The organism is Pseudomonas sp. NFACC25 (assembly GCF_900100935.1).
Classification (GTDB): domain Bacteria; phylum Pseudomonadota; class Gammaproteobacteria; order Pseudomonadales; family Pseudomonadaceae; genus Aquipseudomonas; species Aquipseudomonas marginalis.
The window spans coordinates 387,454-402,221 of sequence record NZ_FMUC01000003.1 but is presented as its reverse complement, the minus strand read 5'-3'; the positions used below and the strand labels follow the sequence as shown (position 1 = coordinate 402,221).

The window sequence follows — 14,768 nt, the reverse complement described above, 5'->3', positions numbered from 1 at the left end:
CAGTCAGGTATTTTGCCAGAGCTGAGCGTCGACCGAGAAAAATGTCAGACATTCTCCCCCTAACCATCGGTGTACTGCCGACCCATAACCACTACGGCCTGCGCAATACTCAAGCGCTGGCCGGGGTGAGCCATGTGTGGCAGGACTTCTTCGCCCGGGCGCTGGCCGAGCAGCTCGGTGAAACGCCGGACGCGCTCGCCGCCAAGGCGCCGGCACCGGCGGACCCGGCGGTAGAGCCCAGCGCCGGTGCCGACCTGTTGTCGCAGATCCTCACCCAGCGTGAGTGCGACGTCAAAGACACCGAGATTGCGCCACCTGAGCCACTGTTCCTGCCCATCGCCGAATTCGAAACCGAATTGCTGCCACCGGCCGCCGAGCCGTTCCCACAGGATGAAATCGTCGCGCAGCAGCGCCAGCAGAATTTCGAAAGCGCTTGGGTTCGCCCCATCGTCCTGACGGCCGGCCAGCCACTGCCTGAGCCCGGCCCGGCGCCGGAACCACGCCCTCTGCACTTGCCGATTGCCGAGTTCGAACTGGACCTGTTGCCACCACCGGCCACGCCTTACCCGACCGAAGAATTGCTGGCGCAACAGAAGGCGCTGGACTTCGACTACCACTGGGCACGCCCGCTGATCACCCACAACCTGCGCCTGGCGGCCTAGCGACACACCCACCAACGCCCCATGTCCAGATGGAAATGGTTGCGGTGCGCGGCGTTGTAGTCCGGGCTCAACACCACATTGAAGTCATCACAGGCGCCATCGCGCACCTGGCGCAGGAACCGCGCGCTGTCGCCCTCCCCGGACCAATCCTTGAGCACGCTGATACTGCGCCCATCCGCCAGGCGAAACCCGGCGATATCCAAGGCATTGGCCGACGCATGCTGGCTGAGCCGCCCTTCGGCACGGTTATACATGTTGCGACAGGCAAAGCTGCCCAGGTGATCGACCCGCGTCACCGCCTGGCCGAACACCGCCTGGGCCGCCGGCTGCAGGCTGTGACGCTCGAACAGGGCGAACGCCACGGCCAACGGGCAACTGGCGAGAAAGCTGCTGCTCAATGCCACGTCTGCCCCCTGCACGCGCAAGGTATTGCGCAGCGGACAGGCAGCGTCGGCGGGCGTGTCAGCCTGATGGCTGACACGCAAACCAGAGGTTTTCAGCACTTGGTCGCACAGCACAGGGTCATCCTGCAGGCGCCCCAGCTTGTAGCGAGTCAACAGGTTAGGGCTGGACCTCACGTCCAGCGGCGACCAGGGGTTCCATTCTGCCGGCAACGGCAGCCAGCCACGCCATACACCCACGGCAAATGCGCCGCCGAGCACCAGCAGAGCACCCAGCAGTTTGAAAAAACGCACGGCTCAATCCTTGAAGAACTGATTGGCCTGGCTGAAGGGCATCGAGCGCTCGGTAAAGCTGAAGGTGCCCAGCTCATAGACTTCCTGGGCCGCTCGGTAGAATTCACCATAGGCCGCCAGTGCCATGGCCGAGCCCACGCTGATGCGCTTTACCCCCATCGCACTCAATTGCGCCACGCTGAGTTTCAGGCCGCCGGACATCAACACGTTCACCGGCTTTGGCGCCACGGCCTTGACCACCGCCAGCACGTCCTCGGCACTGCGCAGGCCCGGCGCATAAAGCACGTCGGCGCCGGCTTCGGCGTAGGCCTGCAAGCGGCGAATAGTGTCGGGCAGATCCAGGCGACCATGCAGGAGGTTTTCCGCGCGGGCCGTCAGTGTGAAGGGGAATGGCAAGCTGCGGGCAGCGGCGACGGCGGCTTCCACGCGTTCTACGGAAAGGTCGAAGGGATAGATCGGGTCGACGGCAACGCCGGTGGCATCTTCGATAGAGCCCCCCACGATACCGCTGGCCGCCGCCCGCAGGATGGTCTCGGCACAGCCATCAGGGGTATCGCTAAAGCCGTTTTCCAGGTCGGCCGCCACCGGCAGCGCGGTGGCCTTGGCAATCATGCTGGCATTGCCCAAGGTGTCTTCCAGGGACAACGCCCCTTCCGCGTCCGGGCGTCCCAGGCTGAACGCATAACCCGCACTGGTCGTGGCCAGGGCTTCAAAGCCAAGGCTGGCGAGCATCACCGCAGAGCCGGCGTCCCACGGGTTAGGCATCACGAAGGCACGGTCGCGCTCATGCAGGGCCTTGAAGGTTTCGGCGCGAAGGGTTTGGGCATCCATGACTGACTCCTGGCGGGAAAAGGAGCCCTAGAGTAACCCCAGTTGCTCGGCTTCGGGTTCCCGATGCAAGGTCGGCAGCGCCGGCAGGCCGGGCAGGCGCGCCATCAGCTGCGCGTGAAAACGCAGGGCCAGTTGCGCGGCAAGGCGATTATCCGAGGTGTGCAGGAACACGTAGGGTGTGCGGCCTTCTTCGATCCAACCCGCGACTTTTTCCACCCACGGCACCAGGAACGGGTCATTGGCCTCAAGCTCCGGATGGCCGATAAAACGCACTTGGGGAAACCGGGTCAGCGCGGCCGGACGGGGCGGCACCTTGGGCTTTTTCGATTGTGCGTGCAGTACCGCCGCCGAAGTCGACGTGCAACTGAACAACGCACGCGGGTCGAGGCAGATGCGCTCGACACCGCGATCACGCAACAAACGGTTGAGCATGCGCTCGGCATCGCCCTTGGCGAAGAACTCAGGGTGGCGTACTTCCACCGCCATCGGGCGTTCCAGGCCATCGATAAAACCGGCCAGTTCAGCCAGGCGTTGCGGCGAAAAACTCGCCGACAGTTGCAGCCACAGCGGCGAAACACGTTCACCGAGCGGGCTCATCAAACCGACAAAACTTTCCGCCGCCGGCAATTGCTCGCGCAAGTCGCCACCGTGACTGATGTCACCGGGGAATTTGGCAGTGAAGCGAAAATCGTCGGGCATGATGTCGGCCCAGCGCTGCACGGTAGCGGCCGAGGGGCGAGCGTAGAACGTGGTATTGCCTTCAACGGCGTTGAAGACCTGGGAATAAAGGGCAAGGTAATCGCCGGAGCGGGCGTCGGCTGGGTACAGGTACTCGCGCCAGGCGTTTTCACTCCAGGACGGGCAGCCGAGGTAGTAAGGCAGGCGCATCAGATGTGGATGTCGAGACCCAGCACTTCCATATCCCATTCGACAAATCCGGCGGTGGTCAGGTAGCTGGCCAGGGCGGTGGCAACGCTTTTGCTCATGGAGCGCGGGAAGACCATGTCTTGCTGACGGGCGGGAACGCCACTGATGCGGGCTTGTGAACTGGCCTGCGCATCGGATTGGACCTCAATGAAGTCCGGCGAATCCTCGACGGAGTCGTCCACCGTGGCGTTTGCCCTACGCGGCTTGCGCTTGATCGGGTACGACTGTGAGGAAAATCCATCTATACGCATAGGCGCGAACTCGCTATCAGTAATGGCATTTTGGCAGCACTGTCCGTCGCGCGCAAATGCTCTGGTGATAACTAGAACACATAATTTGAAAAAGGTTTAAAAACCCGGGCAAATTCTGACGATTGGCGACTTTTGCCTCAAATTGCCATCATTTTTGGCGTCAAATAATCCCTCTTTCCGCCTTGGTCTGCGCGACCTTATCGCGCAGGTAAACCGGTGCGGCCTGATCCGCAGGAATCGCCTCGCCACGTTCGAACGCGAAGCGCGCCAGGGTCAGCAGATCTTCGGCGTGAGGCAACAGGGTGGCGTCCTGGCCAGCGGGTTGAACACCGATGCGCTCGCCATACCCCCAGCCGGTACCGGCGCCGAACCAGTCACCGCTGGCATCGTCGGGCAATACCGCCGATTCCGGTGGCTGTACCGCTTCCACGCCGACAAGGCGCATTTCGCCAGCCGTTTCGCGGTAGCAAGCCCAATACACTTCGTCCATACGCGCATCGATCGCGGCCGCCACCTGCCGCGCGCCCTGTTCGCGCAAGGCACGCTGGGCCAGTACGGCAAGGTTGGAGACCGGCAGCACCGGGCATTCCAACGCAAAGGCCAGGCCCTGGACCACGCCAATGGCGATACGCACCCCGGTGAACGCCCCCGGGCCACGGCCGAAGGCGATGGCATCCACGGCCGACAGGGTGGTGCCCGCGTCTTCAAGCAGCTGCTTGATCATCGGCAACAGCTTCTGCGCGTGCAGGCGCGGGATCACCTCGTAGTGGCTTGTGACCTTGCCATCGTGCAGCAAGGCAACGGAGCAAGCTTCAGTCGCGGTGTCCAGGGCCAGCAGGGTGCTCATCGGTGTGGGTGTCCAAGTCGAAAAAAAGTGCGCCAGTATAAACAACAACGGCCCGCAAGCGGGCCGTTGTCTATCAAGCCGATAAAGGATCAGCTCAGTGCTTGCAGGACCTTGGCGGTGATGGCTTCCACCGAGCCGACGCCAGGGATATGGCTGTACTTCGGCTTGCCCTGGGCTGCGGACAGCTTCTGGTAGAAATCCACCAGCGGCTTGGTCTGGGAATGGTAGACCGACAGGCGATGACGCACGGTTTCTTCGGTGTCGTCCTTACGCTGCACCAGGTCTTCACCGGTGACATCGTCCTTGCCTTCAACTTTAGGCGGGTTGTAGACGGTGTGGTACACGCGGCCGGAGGCTTCGTGGACGCGACGACCGGCGATACGCTGGACGATTTCTTCATCTTCAACCGCGATTTCCACCACCGCGTCCAGCTCGACGCCGGCTTTCACCAGGGCTTCGGCCTGGGGAATGGTGCGTGGGAAACCGTCGAACAGGAAGCCGTTCTTGCAGTCTTCCTGGCTGATGCGTTCCTTGACCAGGTTGATGATCAGGTCATCGGAGACCAGGCCGCCGCTGTCCATCACGCTCTTGGCGATCAGGCCCAGCTCGGTGCCGGCCTTGACGGCAGCGCGCAGCATGTCGCCGGTGGAGATTTGTGGAATGCCGAATTTTTCAGTGATGAACTTTGCCTGAGTACCTTTACCGGCCCCGGGAGCTCCCAGCAGAATGACGCGCATCGATGTGCTCCTCAATTTTTTATAGAGATGACGCTCGGATTCGCCGCGTGGGGCCAATCTCGTAAAAATAATATAGGGCTCATGAAACTATGGGCCCAGGCCGCGCAAACGGCCAAAGGCTGATCAAGATACACAGCGGGCCCTAACCACACAAGCCGCCAAAAGTCGCAGGAACCCGCGCCACGCGTACGTCATAGGTAGGGTGTGCCTGAGTGCAACCCGCGCTGTAAACGCCGACCACCCCTTTCGGGGCGGCCGTCGTGGTTTCTGCGCAAGCCTTTGAGAACACGCAAAAAACCTCAGCCGGTGTTGCGCAGGCCGGCGGCAATACCGGCCACGGATACCAGCAGCGCCTGTTCCAGAGGGCTGTCCTGCGCGGCTTCCTGGCGACGCGAGCGCGCCAGCAACTCGGCCTGCAACAGGTGCAAGGGATCGAGGTAGGTGTTGCGCAGGCGGATAAACTCCAGGGTGTCAGGGCTATGGGCCAGCAGTTGCGACTGGCCGGTCAGGCCAAGCACCACGTCGCAGGCCTGCGACAATAGGTCGCGTAAGTGCGCCCCCAATGGCAACAGGTCCGGCTGCACCAGGCGCTCGTCATACAGGCGCGCAATATCGGCATCGGCCTTGGCCAGGACCATTTCCAGCATATCGATGCGGGTGCGGAAGAACGGCCACTGTTCGCGCATCTGTCCCAGCAGTTCACCTTCGCCGCGCTCCAGGGCCTTGCTCAACGCGGCCTCCCAACCCAGCCAGGCCGGCAGCATCAGGCGAGTCTGGGTCCAACCGAAGATCCACGGAATGGCGCGCAGGCTTTCTATACCACCGGCGCGGCGCTTGGCCGGGCGACTGCCCAGAGGTAGCCGGCCCAGCTCCTGCTCCGGGGTGGACTGACGAAAATACTCGACGAATTGCGGATTTTCCCGCACCACCGCGCGATAAGCGCTGACGCCGTCGGCCGCCAATTCATCCATCAAATGGCGCCACGCCGGCTCCGGTGGCGGCGGTGGCAGCAATGTCGCTTCCAACACGGCGGCCAGATAGAGATTGAGGTTCTGTTCAGCAATGTCCGGCAAGCCGAATTTGAAGCGAATCATCTCGCCTTGTTCGGTGGTACGGAAACGCCCCGCCACCGAACCCGGCGGTTGCGACAGGATCGCCGCGTGGGCCGGGCCGCCGCCACGTCCGACGGTGCCGCCACGGCCATGGAACAGCAGCAATTCCACCTGTTGCTCCCGACAGATATCCACCAGCCGCTCCTGGGCCCGGTACTGCGCCCAGGCGGCGGCGGTGGTGCCGGCGTCCTTGGCCGAGTCGGAGTAGCCGATCATCACTTCCTGCGGGCCCTGCAAGCGCGCCCGGTAGCCTGGCAGCAGCAACAGTTGTTCGATCACGGGACCGGCGTTATCCAGGTCGGCCAGGGTTTCGAACAGGGGCACCACGCGCATCGGCCTTTGAACGCCCGACTCTTTAAGCAGCAGTTGCACCGCCAATACGTCCGACGCGGCACCGGCCATGGAGATGACATACGAGCCTAACGATGCGGCAGGCGCGGCGGCCACTTCCTTGCAGGTATTGAGCACTTCGGCCGTATCGGCCGATGGCTTGAAATAGCCCGGCAACAGCGGTCGACGGTTGGCCAGCTCCTTCATCAGGAAGCTGATGCGCATGTCTTCGTTCCAGTCCTCGTAACGGCCCAGGCCCAGGTAATCGGTGATTTCAGTCATCGCCGCCGAATGACGACTGGAATCCTGGCGCACATCCAGGCGCACCAGGAACAGGCCAAAGGTGACGGCCCGGCGCAGGCAATCGAGCAACGGGCCGTCGGCGATCACGCCCATGCCGCACGCGTGCAGCGACTGGTAGCACAGCTCCAGTGGCTCGAGCAGGTCGCGGTTGTTCTGCAACACCTCGGCAGGCGCCGGCGTGCTGCTGCTCAACGCGGTATGGGCCCATTGGCGCGTGGCGCGCAGGCGTTCGCGCAGTTGCTTGAGCAGGGCACGATAGGGTTCGACGCTGTCGCCGACCTTGGCCTGCAACGCTGGGCTGGCCTGTTGCATCGACAGTTCGGAGGCCAGGTGGTCGATATCGCGCAGGTACAGGTCGGCCGCCATCCAGCGCGCCAGCAGCAACACCTCGCGGGTGACCGGCGCGGTGACATTCGGGTTGCCGTCACGGTCGCCGCCCATCCACGACGCAAAGCGGATCGGCGCGGCTTCCAGCGGCAAACGCAGGCCCGTCGCCGCGTGTAACGCCTGGTCGGCCTTGCGCAGGTAATTGGGGATGGCGTGCCACAACGAATGCTCGATCACCGCGAAGCCCCACTTGGCTTCATCCACCGGGGTGGGCCGGGTGCGGCGGATCTCTTCGGTGTGCCAGGCTTCGGCGATCAAGCGCTGCAGGCGCTGGCGGATCTGCTCGCGCTCAGCAGTGGTAAGGTCGCGGTGATCCTGCAGCGCCAGTTGCGCGGCGATGGCGTCGTATTTCTGGATCAGGGTGCGACGCGCCACTTCGGTGGGGTGGGCGGTGAGGACCAGTTCGATGTCCAGGCGTCCCAACTGGCGGGCCAGGGACTCATTGCTGTGGCCCTCGCCCTGCAGGCGCGCCAGCAACTCCGGCAATACGCGGGACTCGAACGGTGCCGGTTGCGACTCATCGCGTCGGTGAATCAACTGGTACTGCTCGGCGATATTGGCCAGGTTGAGGAACTGGTTGAAGGCCCGCGCCACCGGCAGCAGTTCGTCTTCCTGCAACTGATTGAGGCTGGCGCTCAGTTCATCACCCGCGGCTTTGTCCGGGGCGGCTCCGCGGCGGTCGGCCTTGGCGCCTTTGCGGATCTGTTCGATCTTGGCGAGAAAATCATCGCCGTACTGCTCCCGAATGGTGTTGCCCAACAGCTCACCCAGCAGGTGAACATCCTCACGCAAGCGTGCATCGATATCACTCATCAGCCAATCTCCAGCCAGAAATCCGGGACGCGCAGGTCTGTCAGAGTGCCGCCGGCATCGTTTTATGACAAGACTTTAAACCTTGTGACTTGCAGCTAGTCTCAAGTGTGAGCCGCCGCGTTTATCCACGCGCACGGCTGGTCACTCATCACCGCCCGCCACCGCAGGCTTTATTGAGGTTGCCATGAAAATTCGAGAACTGGCCCAGCATTGGGAAGAGAACGCCAAGGGTCGCCTGACCAAGACCGAGTACGCCATCCATCTGGATGTGGAGGCCGCTGCACGGCTGGCAGCCATCGCCGAGATGTACCCCAAGCGCCACACCGAAGAACTGCTCGGCGAGCTGATCGGCGCCGCCCTTGAGGAGCTGGAAGCCAGCTTTCCCTACATCAAGGGGCAACAGGTCATCGCCACCGATGAAGAGGGCGACCCGCTCTATGAGGACGTCGGGCCTACGCCGCGGTTCCTGACCTTGTCCCGTCGCTATCTGCATGATTTGTCTGCCAGTGCCGACGACCAAAAGCACTGACGGACTCGATTGACACCTATCTGAACCCCGTATTCCGGGCCTCTGCCGAGGCTCGGAGTACCCCTGCACGTGGCAAAAGTTCCAATTTTTTACCCTGACCAATCAGTCAGATATTTTTTTAGGCAAATCGCCATCTCTTCTGAACTTTTGAAAAAAGCCTCCGGTCACAGCCAGTAAGCCATCACTTGGAACGGCCGTTTGAAAGGGCCTGTCGCGCTTTACCGCCGCGCCCCAAACCGTTCACCGACTGCGATGGATTTTGATGTTTTTAGGAGCTATCCAATGGAGTTGAAGACGATGAAGACCAGCACTGCCAAATCCACGTTTAACCACCTGCGCGGGCTTAAATTGGCCGCGCTGGCAATCGGCACCAGCTTCGTTTTGGCTGGCTGCGCCGGCAACCCGCCCACCGAGCAATACGCGGTGACTCAGTCCGCGGTCAACAGCGCAGTGAGCGCCGGCGGCACCGAGTACGCAGCAGTTGAAATGAAATCGGCCCAGGACAAGCTCAAGCAAGCCGAAATCGCCATGCACGACAAGAACTATGACGAGGCGCGTCGCCTGGCCGAACAGGCTGAATGGGATGCTCGCGTTGCAGAGCGCAAGTCCCAGGCCGCCAAGGCCGAACAGGCTGTGAAGGATTCCCAGAAAGCTGTTCAGGAGCTGCGTCAGGAAGGTATGCGCCCGGCTGCTATCCAGCAGAAATAAACCGCCGCGCCTGATTGCACTGCACCCGATATCGAATTGAAAGGACGACACGACTATGCGTAAACAATTGATGATCCCTGCCCTGCTGGCGATGAGCGTTGCCCTGGCGGCCTGCTCTACCCCGCCCAACGCGAACCTGGAAAACGCACGGACCAACTTCTCGTCCCTGCAAACCAACCCGCAAGCCACCAAGCTTGCCGCGCTGGAAACCAAGGACGCCAGCGATTGGCTGGACAAGGCTGACAAGGCCTACCGCGACAAGGAAGACCAGAAGAAAGTAGATCAACTGGCGTACCTGACCAACCAGCGCGTTGAAGTGGCCAAAGACACCATCGTGCTGCGCGAATCCGAAGCCAAGCTGAAAAACGCCGGCGACGAACGCGCCCGCGCCCTGCTCGAGGCCCGTGATGCGCAGATCAAGCAGTTGCAGGACAGCTTGAACGCCAAGCAAACCGAGCGCGGTACCCTGGTGACCTTTGGCGACGTGCTGTTTGCCACCAACAAGGCCGACCTGAAGTCCAGCGGCTTGGTCAACATCAATAAGCTGGCGCAGTTCCTTCAGGAAAACCCGGATCGCCAGGTGATTGTTGAAGGTTACACGGACAGCACAGGCAGCGATGCCTACAACCAGAGCCTGTCGGAGCGACGCGCCGCTTCGGTGCAGGTTGCGCTAATCAAGATGGGCGTTGACCCACGTCGCATCGTGACCACCGGCTATGGCAAGGAATACCCGGTTGCCGACAACGGCAGCGTCTCGGGCCGTGCCATGAACCGCCGCGTTGAAGTGACCATCTCCAACGATAACCAGCCGGTCAAGCCACGCTCGTCCGTCGCCAACTGATTGATTGATGCTGGATAAGAAAACCCACCTTACGGTGGGTTTTTTTTGGGCTCGCCGAATTGGACAGGACGGTTTGTGTCCTCCGCTGGCAGCTCAATCTTCGGGGCATGGGCATGTTTCGGCAAATGCTCCATCAGTTGCTTTTTCTGCTCCCGAGCCTGCTGCCGTTCCAGATCCTCATGGCACCTGACCATATCCCGCATGTTACGTAATGCAGGACTTTCAGGAGCTGCAGGATTCGCAGGAGTTGAAAAAATAGATATCGCCACTTTCTCGGCCCTGAACTGTGTAAGTTACACCGCTTTCTGTGGCGTCTTGCGCGATATGGTTCCAAATAAATCCCGCCCCCCCTGTGGGCATTGAGCGGGCCGTGGCTAACGTGACCCCGGATACACAAAAACCCGCCTATGGCAGGCGGGTTTTTCAACGGGTGGGCAATCAGGGGTTGATCGAGCCTCCCCCCTGATAGTCGGGTTGCGGAATCTGGCCATTGCCCTTGCCACCATCTTCGCCGCCACTGTTCCCCATTAAAGACTGCTGCAATTTTGCCAACTTTTCCTGCATCCTCTTCAGTTCCTCCTCCAGTTCCTCAAGACTAGCTCCGCCCCCGCTTCCATTCCCGCCCTGAGAGCCTTGTGACTTCATTTGGTCAATTCTGTTTTGTAGGCTATTAATATCCCCCTTGAGATCTTGCTCGGGACTACCGCTCCCGCCGGCGCCATAGCTGCCCGTATTCACTGGAGACTGTGTTCCGCTGATGCTTGCCATAAATGTCGACTCCACAATAACTAACGAAAAGGACCGATCAGTCACACCGATCAGTCCATAGTCTGTGGCGGGCAAATAGAGATGGTTCCGGCCTGGGAAGACTCGGACCTGCACCAAGGGACGAATCCCCAGGCTGAGTGGCGTTTTCCCACGGACTCGACGCGCTGGCTTACTGCTGCAGTTGCGGGGTTTCCTGGCCCATGCAACGCACCGCCTGCTTCTTATTATTGACCAATACACCACTCAAGCCTTTTTGTTCGGTATCGAACATGACCAGCACGCCATCGACGCACTGTGCCACTTGAGCGGCCGGGGTCAGGGAGATCTTGTAGTCCTCGCCCGGCACGGTCTTGAGCATGGTGAAGTCGCTGAGCAGCAACGCATCCTCAGGCTTGGCGAAGTGCAAATAGCCGTAGTACCACAGGCAGCCGACGGTGCCGATGATGGTGCCGATGCCGGTGAGGATCAGCGGGGTCATGTTGCGTTCTTCGCTCATTGCGGGCTCTCTGATGGATCAACTTTAGGAATGGGGTAATTCGGAATCTCGCCCAGGCGGCGCAGGCCGTTGAAGTGCTGCGGGTCGTCCAGATAGCGCAGCATCACGGTTTGCCAAGTCTTGTCGGCAAAGGTCTGCACATGGCCGCCGCGGGTCAACTGCAATACCCGTGGCGGTGGCGCGGCCTGATACAGGCGGATACCGTTGGCCACGGGCACGATCGGGTCATCCAGACTGTGGAACAGCAATTTCGGCACGCCGGTCAGTTGCGGCATGGCGTTGATCGCGCTGTCGGCGTCAGGCACCAGCCAAGACAAGGGCACCTGGAAGGGCCATGTTAACCAGGAGGTGCTCAGGGCGAATTGTCCTACGTCACGATAACTGGCCGGCACGCCGTCCAGTACCAAGGCCTTGAGTTGGACTTGACGCTGCGGGTGTTCCGCCAGGTAATGCACCGCCAGCGCACCGCCGAGGCTTTGACCGAGGACGATCAACGGCTGGCCCTGGGTTTCGGGCGCCTGGTCGAGCCAGTTGAACGCCGCGTCCACATCCTGATAAATCGCCGGCAGTGAGGGCTTGCCTGCCGACAGCCCATAACCGCGATAGTCCAGCAGCAGTACCTGGTAGCCCTGCTCCGGCAACCACCAGCTGCCGCCCAGGTGCCAGGCCAGGTTACCGCCGTTGCCGTGCAGGTGCAGCACCGTCCCTTTGACGGGTACTCCGGCCTTGGCCGGCAGCCACCACGCGTGCAGCTTTACGCCGTCGGCGGTGGTGAGGGTGACATCGCGGTATTGCAAGTGCGCTTTTTCGGGCGTGAACGGCAGGCCGGGTTCGGGGTAGAACAGCAGGGAGCTGCAACCGTTCAATGTGAGTAGCAGGCACAGAATGCCGAGGATTCTCATCCGTTGAAGCCTCGTGAATAACAGCGTTTAAAGGATATTGGAGTAATCCGTCTCGATCCGGTCCAGGCTCAAGTGGTTGAGGAAGTTGGAGAAACACATCCACGCCGCCAGTGCATTCATGTCGCGGAACTGTTCAGGCAGGTACTTGGGCGGCACCACCAGGCCTTCGTCCACCAGTTGGCGCAAGGTGCGCATGTCTTCCAGGGTGGTCTTGCCGCAGAACAGCAGCGGCACTTGCTCCAGCTTGCCTTTGCGCACAGCCAGCTGGATGTAGTTGTAGACCATGATAAAGCCCTTGAGGTAGGACAGGTCCTTGGTAAACGGCAAGCCGTTCGGCACCGAGCCACGGAATACCCGGCTGGCGTTGCCATAGCTTTCGGCCATTTCAAAGCCTTGCTCGCGGAAGAACTCGAACACCTGCAGGAAGTCGGCACCCTCTTCCACCATGTGGATCGCCCGGGTGCGGTTGGTCAGCTTGCGCAAGCGGCTCGGGTAGGAGGCGAACGTAATGATCTCCATGAGGATCGCCAGGCCTTCCTGGGTCACGGTGGACGACGGCGGGCCCTTGGACAGGAAGGTGCAGATCGGCTGGTTCTGGCCGTTGAGCGTGGTACCGACATGCACCAGGCCTTCGTGGACTTCCAGCGCACGCACGTCGCGGTCGTTGAACATCGCGTCGGCGCGGATCTTGATGTAGTCGGCGCCCGCTGCGGCATCGGCAACGATGCCGTCGGACTCGAACACGCGGATGGTCTCTTCGGCTTCGCCAAATACCTTGTTCAGGCGGGTTTGCAGCAGGGCCACGGCGTCCTTGGCGGTCAGGGTCTTGGCTTCGTCCTTGAGGTCGCCACGGCCGTCGATATTGTTCAGGTAGTCGGAGAGCATCAGGCCCAGGTCAGCCAGGGTCGGGTCGCCGGCGTGGAAGGCGTCGGAAGCGGCGCCGTACAGCTCCTGGGAAATCAGGCCGAAGTCCTCGGTGCCGCGGGCTTCGAGCATGCGCACCACCATGCGGTATTCGCGGCACATGCGGCGCATGATCTGCCCCACCGGGCTGAACTGGCCGAGGCGGCGAGTGATGTCGCGTTCGATGTTCTGGAATTCCAGCTTTACCGCACTGGAGTCGAACGACAGCGGTCGGTTCAGGTAGTAGTCGCGATCCACGGCGGGCATGGCCTTGCCCTTGGCCTTGAGAAATCCCTGGCGAATGTTGTCGTCCCACTTCACAGCGTCGAGGACGCGAATCGGTGTTTGCGCCAGCACAATGCGATCGGACAAGCTGCGTATCGTCTGCTGGTAATCGTCCACCCGGTGCTTCCTCTCTAAACGTTATTTGCCCGCACGCTGGTAGCGCACGGCTTCAACGAACACATCGGCATTGGCCGGGTCATCCAGGTAGGCAAACACCTGGCTCATGGAACTGTCGACCCGTACGCCGGCGCCTTCGACGGTCTCCACGCTGCTGCCCTGCAGCACCTGTTGCCCGATGGCCTGGTGAATCTGTTCGAGGTCGAGGTTATAGACCACCAATTCGTGCTTATCGTCGAACTCGAACCCCGCCAGGAAGTAATGCCCTCCGAACCGGGCCGGCAACGGTGCCGACAGGTACCAGCGGTTGCCATGACGCGAAACGGTAAACAGGTACTCATCACGCTGGGCCGGCGTGGCTTTAGGGTAGCTCACTGCCTTGTAGCGGTGCTCACCGGCACGGCTGATGCGCAGATTGAGCGGTTCGCCCCAGGCATTCCTGCTGGTCCAATGGCCCAGCAACTCATCCGGCGCCGCCTCATGGGCGGGCAACGGGTCCTTGAACGTGACCAGGCAACCGCTGAGCAACAGGAACGACAAGGCGATTACCGCCACACGCCAGGTTTTCATTGGACTCCCCCGGTGTCAGACCGAGGCCAACACCAAATGCATGTAACGCTTGAGGATCTCAAGCATCTCTTCACCGGTCAGAGGCTCTGCGCCGCCCAGCAGGCCCTGATATTCCATCCGACTGATAATCGCCGTCAACACCTTGGCGTCCTGTTGCGGCTCGCGGGAGCCCAATACCTGGAAAAACTGTCCCGTGCCCTGCAACAGGATCTGCTGGTGGGACCGCACCAGCTCGGCCAGGCGCGGGTTGAGCAAGGCTTCCTGGCGAAAGGCCTGTTCGGCCATCAAATGTTCGCGGCGGTTGGTCAGTTGGCGCAGCACATAGTCGGCGGTCAGCCGCGCAATGTCATCGGCCAGTTGCGAGCGCGATTCCGGGCTGCCATCGCCATAGGCAACCATCTCACGCAGCAGGCCTTCGTTACGCACCCATAGCTTGCCCATGAAGGCGGCGCTGCGTTCAACATACTGGGCGAAGGTATCGGTGAGCAGGTCATCGATGTCCTTGAAGTAATAGGTAGTGGCTGACAACGGCACACCGGCCTCGGCCGCCACGGCCCGATGGCGCACGGCGCGCACGCCATCGCGCACCACGATGCGCATGGCTGCATCGAGAATGTCTTGCCTGCGTTGCTCGCTGCCCCGACGGCTGGCCTTACGGCCCTGGTACTGGACGCTTTCAGCCACGGCAGCGGCAATGCCGGCGGCACCTTCTTGAGCGGTTACGCGGTTCACGACACACATCCTTGAATAGATC

The 14,768-nt window shown here is 61.5% G+C and carries 17 protein-coding genes; 4 read left to right on the top strand and 13 right to left on the bottom strand.

Going from position 1 to position 14,768, the window contains the following annotated elements; genetic code table 11:
- The first annotated feature begins 41 nt into the window (after positions 1–41).
- Positions 42–662 carry an energy transducer TonB gene (locus tag BLQ09_RS09550; protein ID WP_092356433.1) on the top strand — a complete coding sequence of 207 codons (621 nt, stop codon included), beginning with the start codon at positions 42–44 and terminating at the stop codon, positions 660–662.
- On the opposite strand, the gene BLQ09_RS09545 is transcribed toward BLQ09_RS09550, so the two are convergent.
- From BLQ09_RS09545 to ppc, 7 genes are all read right to left on the bottom strand, one after another.
- Complete coding sequence (locus BLQ09_RS09545) at positions 659–1,357, bottom strand: extensin-like domain-containing protein (protein WP_027604503.1); 699 nt, start codon at positions 1,355–1,357, stop codon at positions 659–661. The genes BLQ09_RS09550 and BLQ09_RS09545 overlap by 4 nt on opposite strands.
- A gap of 3 nt (positions 1,358–1,360) precedes the next feature.
- The gene (locus tag BLQ09_RS09540) at positions 1,361–2,188 is read right to left on the bottom strand and encodes an isocitrate lyase/PEP mutase family protein (protein ID WP_092356430.1); all 828 of its coding nucleotides are present in this window, start codon (positions 2,186–2,188) and stop codon (positions 1,361–1,363) included.
- 27 nt (positions 2,189–2,215) lie between these two features.
- Complete coding sequence (locus tag BLQ09_RS09535) at positions 2,216–3,076, bottom strand: DUF72 domain-containing protein (RefSeq protein ID WP_027604505.1); 861 nt, start codon at positions 3,074–3,076, stop codon at positions 2,216–2,218.
- Positions 3,076–3,366 carry a hypothetical protein gene (locus BLQ09_RS09530; protein ID WP_027604506.1) on the bottom strand — a complete coding sequence of 97 codons (291 nt, stop codon included), beginning with the start codon at positions 3,364–3,366 and terminating at the stop codon, positions 3,076–3,078. Before BLQ09_RS09530 ends, BLQ09_RS09535 begins: the two co-directional genes overlap by 1 nt.
- 160 nt (positions 3,367–3,526) lie before the next feature.
- On the bottom strand, positions 3,527–4,213 hold the full coding sequence (gene tsaB / locus BLQ09_RS09525) for a tRNA (adenosine(37)-N6)-threonylcarbamoyltransferase complex dimerization subunit type 1 TsaB (protein WP_027604507.1): 687 nt from the start codon (positions 4,211–4,213) through the stop codon (positions 3,527–3,529).
- An 89-nt stretch (positions 4,214–4,302) separates the two neighbouring features.
- Positions 4,303–4,950, bottom strand: coding sequence for an adenylate kinase (adk, locus tag BLQ09_RS09520; RefSeq protein WP_010212617.1), 648 nt, complete (start codon positions 4,948–4,950; stop codon positions 4,303–4,305).
- 299 nt (positions 4,951–5,249) lie between these two features.
- Positions 5,250–7,895 (bottom strand): phosphoenolpyruvate carboxylase, encoded by a 2,646-nt coding sequence (gene ppc / locus BLQ09_RS09515; protein WP_027604508.1) that lies wholly within the window; start codon positions 7,893–7,895, stop codon positions 5,250–5,252.
- Positions 7,896–8,079: 184 nt separating this feature from the next.
- Here ppc and BLQ09_RS09510 point away from each other — a divergent pair, with 184 nt between their 5' ends.
- From BLQ09_RS09510 to BLQ09_RS09500, 3 genes are all read left to right on the top strand, one after another.
- Positions 8,080–8,424 carry a hypothetical protein gene (locus BLQ09_RS09510; RefSeq protein WP_027604509.1) on the top strand — a complete coding sequence of 115 codons (345 nt, stop codon included), beginning with the start codon at positions 8,080–8,082 and terminating at the stop codon, positions 8,422–8,424.
- 297 nt (positions 8,425–8,721) lie between these two features.
- Complete coding sequence (locus BLQ09_RS09505; protein WP_169899499.1) at positions 8,722–9,132, top strand: DUF4398 domain-containing protein; 411 nt, start codon at positions 8,722–8,724, stop codon at positions 9,130–9,132.
- A gap of 55 nt (positions 9,133–9,187) precedes the next feature.
- A complete protein-coding gene (locus BLQ09_RS09500) occupies positions 9,188–9,973 on the top strand; it encodes a lipotoxin F family OmpA-related lipoprotein LptF (RefSeq protein ID WP_027604511.1) in 786 nt (261 codons plus the stop codon).
- 438 nt (positions 9,974–10,411) lie between these two features.
- Here the strand turns inward: BLQ09_RS09500 and BLQ09_RS09495 are convergent, their stop codons facing one another.
- The 6 genes from BLQ09_RS09495 to BLQ09_RS09470 all read right to left on the bottom strand — a co-directional run bounded on the left by BLQ09_RS09495 (position 10,412) and on the right by BLQ09_RS09470 (position 14,746).
- Positions 10,412–10,741 (bottom strand): hypothetical protein, encoded by a 330-nt coding sequence (locus tag BLQ09_RS09495; RefSeq protein ID WP_092356427.1) that lies wholly within the window; start codon positions 10,739–10,741, stop codon positions 10,412–10,414.
- Between the two features lie 169 nt (positions 10,742–10,910).
- Positions 10,911–11,237 (bottom strand): PA3694 family proteiin, encoded by a 327-nt coding sequence (locus tag BLQ09_RS09490; RefSeq protein WP_092356424.1) that lies wholly within the window; start codon positions 11,235–11,237, stop codon positions 10,911–10,913.
- Entirely contained in the window at positions 11,234–12,139 is a 906-nt protein-coding gene (locus BLQ09_RS09485; protein ID WP_027604512.1) for an alpha/beta hydrolase, read from the bottom strand. Before BLQ09_RS09485 ends, BLQ09_RS09490 begins: the two co-directional genes overlap by 4 nt.
- Positions 12,140–12,166: 27 nt before the next feature.
- Complete coding sequence (locus BLQ09_RS09480) at positions 12,167–13,444, bottom strand: flavohemoglobin expression-modulating QEGLA motif protein (protein ID WP_092356421.1); 1,278 nt, start codon at positions 13,442–13,444, stop codon at positions 12,167–12,169.
- Positions 13,445–13,465: 21 nt separating this feature from the next.
- Entirely contained in the window at positions 13,466–14,014 is a 549-nt protein-coding gene (locus BLQ09_RS09475; RefSeq protein ID WP_092356418.1) for a hypothetical protein, read from the bottom strand.
- A 15-nt stretch (positions 14,015–14,029) separates the two neighbouring features.
- The gene (locus tag BLQ09_RS09470) at positions 14,030–14,746 is read right to left on the bottom strand and encodes a TetR/AcrR family transcriptional regulator (RefSeq protein ID WP_027604515.1); all 717 of its coding nucleotides are present in this window, start codon (positions 14,744–14,746) and stop codon (positions 14,030–14,032) included.
- Positions 14,747–14,768: the final 22 nt, after the last annotated feature.